The organism is Epilithonimonas arachidiradicis, assembly GCF_003610695.1.
GTDB lineage: Bacteria > Bacteroidota > Bacteroidia > Flavobacteriales > Weeksellaceae > Epilithonimonas > Epilithonimonas arachidiradicis.
This window is the reverse complement of record NZ_RAQH01000001.1, coordinates 827,565-833,598: the sequence shown is the minus strand read 5'-3', so window position 1 is coordinate 833,598 and position 6,034 is coordinate 827,565. Positions and strand designations below refer to the sequence as shown.

The following is a 6,034-nucleotide window of genomic DNA, read 5'->3' as shown; positions in this document are numbered from 1 at the left end:
GCAGCCGAATAAAAAATGGGCAACTGATGTAAAAGAGTTTAATGTCTCGGGAAACAAACTTTATCTGTCTCCGATAATTGATTTATTCAACGGTGAAATCATCAGCTATAATCTCTCAGAAAGACCTGTCTTTGCGCAGATTACAGATATGCTGAAAAAGAGTTTAAAGAAAATTAAAAATACAGAAAATATCATCTTACACTCAGACCAAGGTTGGCAATACCAGATGAAGGCATATCAAAATATCCTAAAAGAGAAGGGTATTATCCAGAGTATGTCCAGAAAAGGGAACTGTCTGGACAATGCAGTGATTGAAAACTTTTTCGGAACACTGAAGTCTGAGATGTTTTATACCAAAAAGTTTAAAACAATCAATGAGTTGAAAAAAGAAATAAAACAATACATCACTTATTACAACAACGACAGAATACGATTAAATCTAAATGGAAAGAGCCCGGTACAGTACCGAACTCTTTTCTTTAATAATTTTGTCTAATTTTGTCTAAACTTTTGGGTGCAGTCTACTTAATTAGAAGGGAATTTTTAGTTTTTAAAATAAAGTCGGCTGATTATCTGCTAATGTCGGAATATGAATATCAGTTCCCCATTCTTCATTCATTTTCTTGATTAAATGTGACGATAATAATGGCGATGCTTTTTCGATATTCTGGTGAACGAAGAAATAAAGATTCTGTAAACCTTCCTTTTTCCATTTTGTTAATCTTTCCAGCCAATCTTCCAATCTCGCATAATCACTATCGGCATTGGCACCAACATATCGGATAAAAGCATTCGGTGTTGTCAGCCGCATATGAAGCATATCTCGTCGCCCAGCGGTATCGACAATAATATTCGTAATGTTATTCATTTCAAATAATTCGCAAACGGTATTGAAAATCTCTTCATCCGTGAACCATTCTGTATTTCTCAATTCAATCGCCAATGGAACTTCTTTTGGCCAATCCTGAACAAATTTTTCCAAACGATCATAATCCTTCGGTTTGAAATTATCGTGTAGCTGAAGAAAGACCATTCCTAGTTTATCATCAAAATTAAGAACTGCCGAAGCGAATTGTGTTACAACATCCGTAACATTCAATAGTCTTCGGAAGTGTGAAACTGTATTGGTAATCTTCGGAAAGAATTTGAAATCCTTTGGTGTCTTTTCTTTCCACGTCTGAACCTGTTCTGCTGTAGGCATTCCGTAGAAAGTGGCATTCAATTCAATGGAATTAAACTGCGTGGCGTAATAAGTCAATTCGTCTTTAGTTCCTTTTGGATAAAAACCTTTGAGATCGGTTTTATTCCATTTGGCGCAACCGATAGAGATATTATCCAGACCTTTTTTATTCTGATTGAGAATAAATTTGGTTTGAGGATGATCTTTTGGTAAAGTAAAATCGATTTGTGACGGGTCAGCAACTTGTCCGAATTTCATAGGATTTGAAAGTTTTTGGTTGGAGGTTTAAAGTTAAGTAAAAGTTTGATGATTTTAAACGCAAAGTCCGCAAAGTTTTTTTGATTATTACAATGCTTTTAAGTCCGCAAAGTAAACTTAGCAAAGAAATTCAAATAAAAAACCGCAGAAAATTCTGCGGTTTTATCTTTTTACTTTTGTATTGTTTCTTACTTACGCTTCACAAGCAGAGCAAGTCACAAAGTTGACCATTAATTCTTTGGAAACCGAGGAACTTCTTTGGTAGTACAATGTTTTTACGCCTTTTTTCCAAGCTTCTATCATTACATAGTTAACGTCTTTCACTGGCATTGTAGAAGGAATCTGCAGGTTAAGAGACTGAGCCTGGTCAATATATTGTTGTCTCTGAGCAGCCTGAGAAACAATTTCCATCGGAGAAATCTCTCTGAACGTTTTGAATACCGCTTTCTCATCATCCGTCAATCCTTCAAGGTGCTGAACAGAACCGTGATTCAGCATAATGGTTCTCCAGGTTTCTTCGTTATCAAGACCTTTTTCATCCAGCAATTTCGCCAGATATTTGTTCTTACGCATAAAGTTTCCTTTTGCCAAACCTGCTTTGTAATAGTTAGAAGCGAAAGGCTCAATTCCAGGAGAAGTTTGTCCAAGGATTGCAGAACTAGAAGTGGTTGGAGCAACAGCCAATAACGTTGTGTTTCTCAAACCATAACCTTTTAGCATATCCGGCTCTCCGTAGATGTTAGCCAATTCTTTAGAAGCGATTTCAGCCTGTTCTTTGATATGACGGAATGCTCTTGCATTGAACTGAGTCGCCTGGAAGCTCTCAAACGGAATCATATTCTTTTGTAAATATGAATGGTAGCCTAAAACGCCTAATCCAAGCGCTCTGTGACGCATTGCAAAGTTTCTGGCCGAAGTCAGGTAATAATTCCCTTCTGTTTTCTCGATGAATTCTGATAGAACCGCATCCAGGAAATAGATGGCTAATTTCACTGCGTTGGTGTCTTTCCACTCATCATACAATTCAAGGTTCATTGATGATAGACAGCAGATGAAAGATTCGTTAGCTGTTGAAGGCAACATAATCTCTGAACAAAGATTACTTGCATTAACCATCAATCCTGCATCTTTATAAACCTGAGGCTTGTTTCTGTTCACATTATCTGTGAAGAAAATATAAGGCAAACCTTTTTGCTGACGGCTTTCCAAAACTCTTGCCCAGATTTTTCTCTTCTCCACATCGCCATCAATCATATCCTGCATCCAGTAATCCGGAACGCAAACTCCCGTAAATAGGTTTTGGATTGGACTTCCGATATCTTTGATACTCAAAAATTCTTCGATATCACCATGATCAATGTCAAGATAAGCTGCGAAAGCGCCTCTTCTCACACCACCTTGAGAAACCACATCCATTGCCGTATCGTACAATTTCATAAAAGAAACCGCTCCGGAAGATTTTCCGTTGTCCGTCACCGCCGTTCCTCTGTTTCTCAATTCCCCGAAGTAACCTGAAGTTCCGCCTCCGATTTTTGTCTGCATAATCACTTCACCCAATTTGTGAGTAATACCTTCGATATTATCCGGGATATGAACGTTGAAACAAGATATCGGCAAACCACGCTGTGTTCCCATATTAGCCCAAACCGGAGAAGAAAAACTAATCCAGCCTTTCACAATCATCTCTTTGAAAGCCGGTTGCAATTCCGGTTTGTAAAGACGTTTTGCCGCTGCAGTTGTAATTCTGTCGATTGCGCCTTCTACGGTTTCCCCTTTCAGAAGGTAACCTCTGTTAAGCATTTGCTCAGACTCTTCGTTGAGCCACCAGATATCTATATTTTCGTCCATCATAACTTTATTATTTTATATTGAGAGTTAGCAATTTCTGTTTGGGCGCCTTTATCCGCCTTCCGTTCCCGCTTTTTTCTTTTTCTAAAAAAAGAAAAAGAGCTCCACTCAAGTCGGGGCGCGCTTCGCCATTTTTGACGATTTCACATAAAAAAGAAAACCCCAAGAATTTAATATACTTCTTAAAATTTTCTTTTAAATATTTCGGTCAGTAATTTGACCGTTCGTTTCATTTTTAGAATCAGAAAGATTCTATATGTTTATTCAGATTGTATTAGAACAAATCGTTCGCAGTGATAGATTTGTCGTGTTTTGTATAATCTACCGGACGTTTTGCGAAGAAATCATCCATAGAATTAGCAAACACTTCTTCCTCGAACCAAACCATTGGTCTGTAATCTTCCGGAGAAACATTGTATCTCGTTTTCATTCCGATTTTCTTCAAAGAGTCATCCACTCTGTACTTCATAAAATCCAACAGATTTTTCTTGGAAACGTGTTCAATTTCGCCCAATTCAAAAATCCAGTCCAGGATATTAGATTCCATTTCAATCGACTCGTCTACCAAATCGTAAATAGATTCGATATCCTCATCGCTCAATAAGTCTGGCTGTTCTTCTCTGATTTTGTTAATCAAATAGATTCCTCCGTTAGCATGGATTTGCTCATCCACAGACGTCCAGGCAATGATGTTGGACACATTTTTCATATAACCTTTGAACCTTGTGAAGCTCAGAATAATCGCAAACTGACTGAACAGTGAAACGTTTTCTATCAGGATACTGAACAGCAATAACGAAGACACATACGCTTTTGGATCCTGAGAATTGGCATTTTTCAGCACTTTACTCAGGTAATCGATTCTATCTTTTACCGCAGGAATATCAACAACATTAAGGAACTCATCATTGTAACCCAACACTTCCAATAATCTGGAATAAGCCTCGGAATGACGGAACTCACATTCCGCAAAAGTGGCGCCCAGGCCGTTCAGTTCAGGTTTTGGTAAATGATGGTAAAGGTTCCCCCAAAAGGTTTTGACATTCACTTCGATCTGGGCAATCGCCAGAAGTGCGTGCTTCACCGCATTTTTCTCGTGTGGCTCCAGCTGGGAATGAAAATCCTGGATGTCCGCTGTGAAATCGACCTCGGAATGTACCCAATAGGACTTGTTGATAGCTTCTATAAATTGTAAAACTTCCGGATACTCAAATGGTTTATAACTTATTCGTTTATCAAAAATCCCCATAGTTTAATATTTTAATGTTTCTTTTTCTAGAGTAATCACCATTAGTGTGAAGGAAGTCAGCGGTTTAAATCCATTGCTTTTTCTCCCAAAGCGGTAACACAAAAATAGAAATTGAATACAACAAATGAAAGAGCGAAAGCCCGAAAAATGTCAAAAAACTGACAATCATCGGCTAAAGTTTTCCACATTATGTTAAAAGTACTATGAATAGGGATTTTATGAAGGAAAGCAAGTTCTTACCGCTATTAAAAGGCAAAATTTAATTTAAACACTTTAAACAAAATCCTTTCTAAAAGTGCTTTGAAATTAAACAAATAAAATTTTAAAATCTTTGCTCCTCCCAGATGCTCATAAAATGATTAAAATTTTTAACCTTCCGACTGTTTCTTGGAAAAATTGTGAGTCTTGATATATTCTGAGAAAGCCATTTTAAGTTTTGAATCGATCGCAACCTTGTCAAAGTTCTTTCTATAGTTCTTTGCCAAATTATAAGCCTGATCTGCATAGGCTAGAAAAATATCAAAATCGTACTCGTCCAAGCCGTATTGTGTATAATAGCCCAAATCAATAGCAGATTTTACCCGTTTGTAGAACTCTTGGGTTTCGCTATAATCGGCAGTGGTTTTGGGAGATGATGTTGCTTTTCCTAGAAGTCCACCAATCGCACCGGCTAATTTCATCAAATTGACTTGTCCGGCTGCAAAATCCGGCTGTTTGAAAGCGGAAGGCGTTGAAGCTTTTGGAGCGACTTCATTGAGAGGCGTTCTCATATAATTGTTCATTGCGCTATTGAGTGCAACAACTTTTGGTGGCGGGTTGAGTCGTGTGACATCCTTCTTAAGAATCCCAGTTGGCCTGAACGATAGCTTGACTTCTTCTATCTCTTGCGGAATGGTTGTTAATTTTATGTCCAAACTTTTTGAGAAACTCCCGGATGTTAATAAAATCAAACTTCTTTCGTAACCTTGCCTGGATATTCTCAATTCATCCGAAGGTTTGGCTGCAATGGCGAAATTCCCCATATTGTCAGACATCACAATCTGGTCTGTTCTGAGGTTATGAATGCTGGCGAAAGGCAGCTTGTCTCCACTCTCGTTGGTAATATTTCCCAAAATATAGTCTGACTGGGAAAAGATTCTTATCGAGAATAATGTGATAAGAAGAAATAATAATTTAATTTTCACAGAATTAAGTTTGTACAAAATTAGCTTTAATCAGCTCTGATATTGTGATAAAAGGATTTTGAGAGAGATAGTTTAACCGACTTTAACCTGTTTTGGGAATTTTTTAGAAATTGAAAGTTTTGATTTTGTTAAAATTATTTTGAGAATGGTTTTGAATGCTGATGCTTTAAACGCAAATCTTTTATCGTTGTTGAAAATATTTTTAAGGTTCGCAAAGGCGCTTTGCTCAGCCATTTTATCACTCGTTGATTTTGGAGGATTTTGCTGATTTTCTTTTATCTCAAAAGGTCTAATGATTGACAAATTTTGTTTTTT

The 6,034-nt window shown here is 37.3% G+C and carries 6 protein-coding genes; 1 reads left to right on the top strand and 5 read right to left on the bottom strand.

The genetic code is table 11. The features are described from left to right. On the top strand, positions 1-496 hold a 496-nt coding region (locus BXY58_RS04055), incomplete at its 5' end, for an IS3 family transposase (protein WP_120212494.1). Positions 497-550: 54 nt separating this feature from the next. Here the strand turns inward: BXY58_RS04055 and BXY58_RS04050 are convergent. The 5 genes from BXY58_RS04050 to BXY58_RS16835 form a co-directional block, all read right to left on the bottom strand. Beyond that, entirely contained in the window at positions 551-1,438 is an 888-nt protein-coding gene (locus BXY58_RS04050; RefSeq protein ID WP_120212493.1) for a DUF72 domain-containing protein, read from the bottom strand. A gap of 192 nt (positions 1,439-1,630) precedes the next feature. Continuing rightward, complete coding sequence (locus tag BXY58_RS04045; RefSeq protein WP_120212492.1) at positions 1,631-3,286, bottom strand: ribonucleoside-diphosphate reductase subunit alpha; 1,656 nt, start codon at positions 3,284-3,286, stop codon at positions 1,631-1,633. 274 nt (positions 3,287-3,560) lie between these two features. Continuing rightward, positions 3,561-4,535: a ribonucleotide-diphosphate reductase subunit beta gene (locus tag BXY58_RS04040; RefSeq protein WP_120212491.1), complete on the bottom strand. Its 975-nt coding sequence runs from the start codon at positions 4,533-4,535 to the stop codon at positions 3,561-3,563. Positions 4,536-4,903: 368 nt separating this feature from the next. Further along, positions 4,904-5,719, bottom strand: coding sequence for a peptidase associated/transthyretin-like domain-containing protein (locus tag BXY58_RS04035; RefSeq protein WP_120212490.1), 816 nt, complete (start codon positions 5,717-5,719; stop codon positions 4,904-4,906). Between the two features lie 72 nt (positions 5,720-5,791). After that, positions 5,792-6,022, bottom strand: coding sequence for a hypothetical protein (locus BXY58_RS16835; protein WP_147366803.1), 231 nt, complete (start codon positions 6,020-6,022; stop codon positions 5,792-5,794). Positions 6,023-6,034 lie beyond the last annotated feature (12 nt).

Excerpts from the sequence above, each read along its gene's own strand:
- BXY58_RS04050 (WP_120212493.1), bottom strand. The coding sequence starts at position 1,438 with ATGAAATTCGGACAAGTTGCTGACCCGTCACAAATCGATTTTACTTTA.
- BXY58_RS04045 (WP_120212492.1), bottom strand. The coding sequence starts at position 3,286 with ATGGACGAAAATATAGATATCTGGTGGCTCAACGAAGAGTCTGAGCAA.
- BXY58_RS04040 (WP_120212491.1), bottom strand. The coding sequence starts at position 4,535 with ATGGGGATTTTTGATAAACGAATAAGTTATAAACCATTTGAGTATCCG.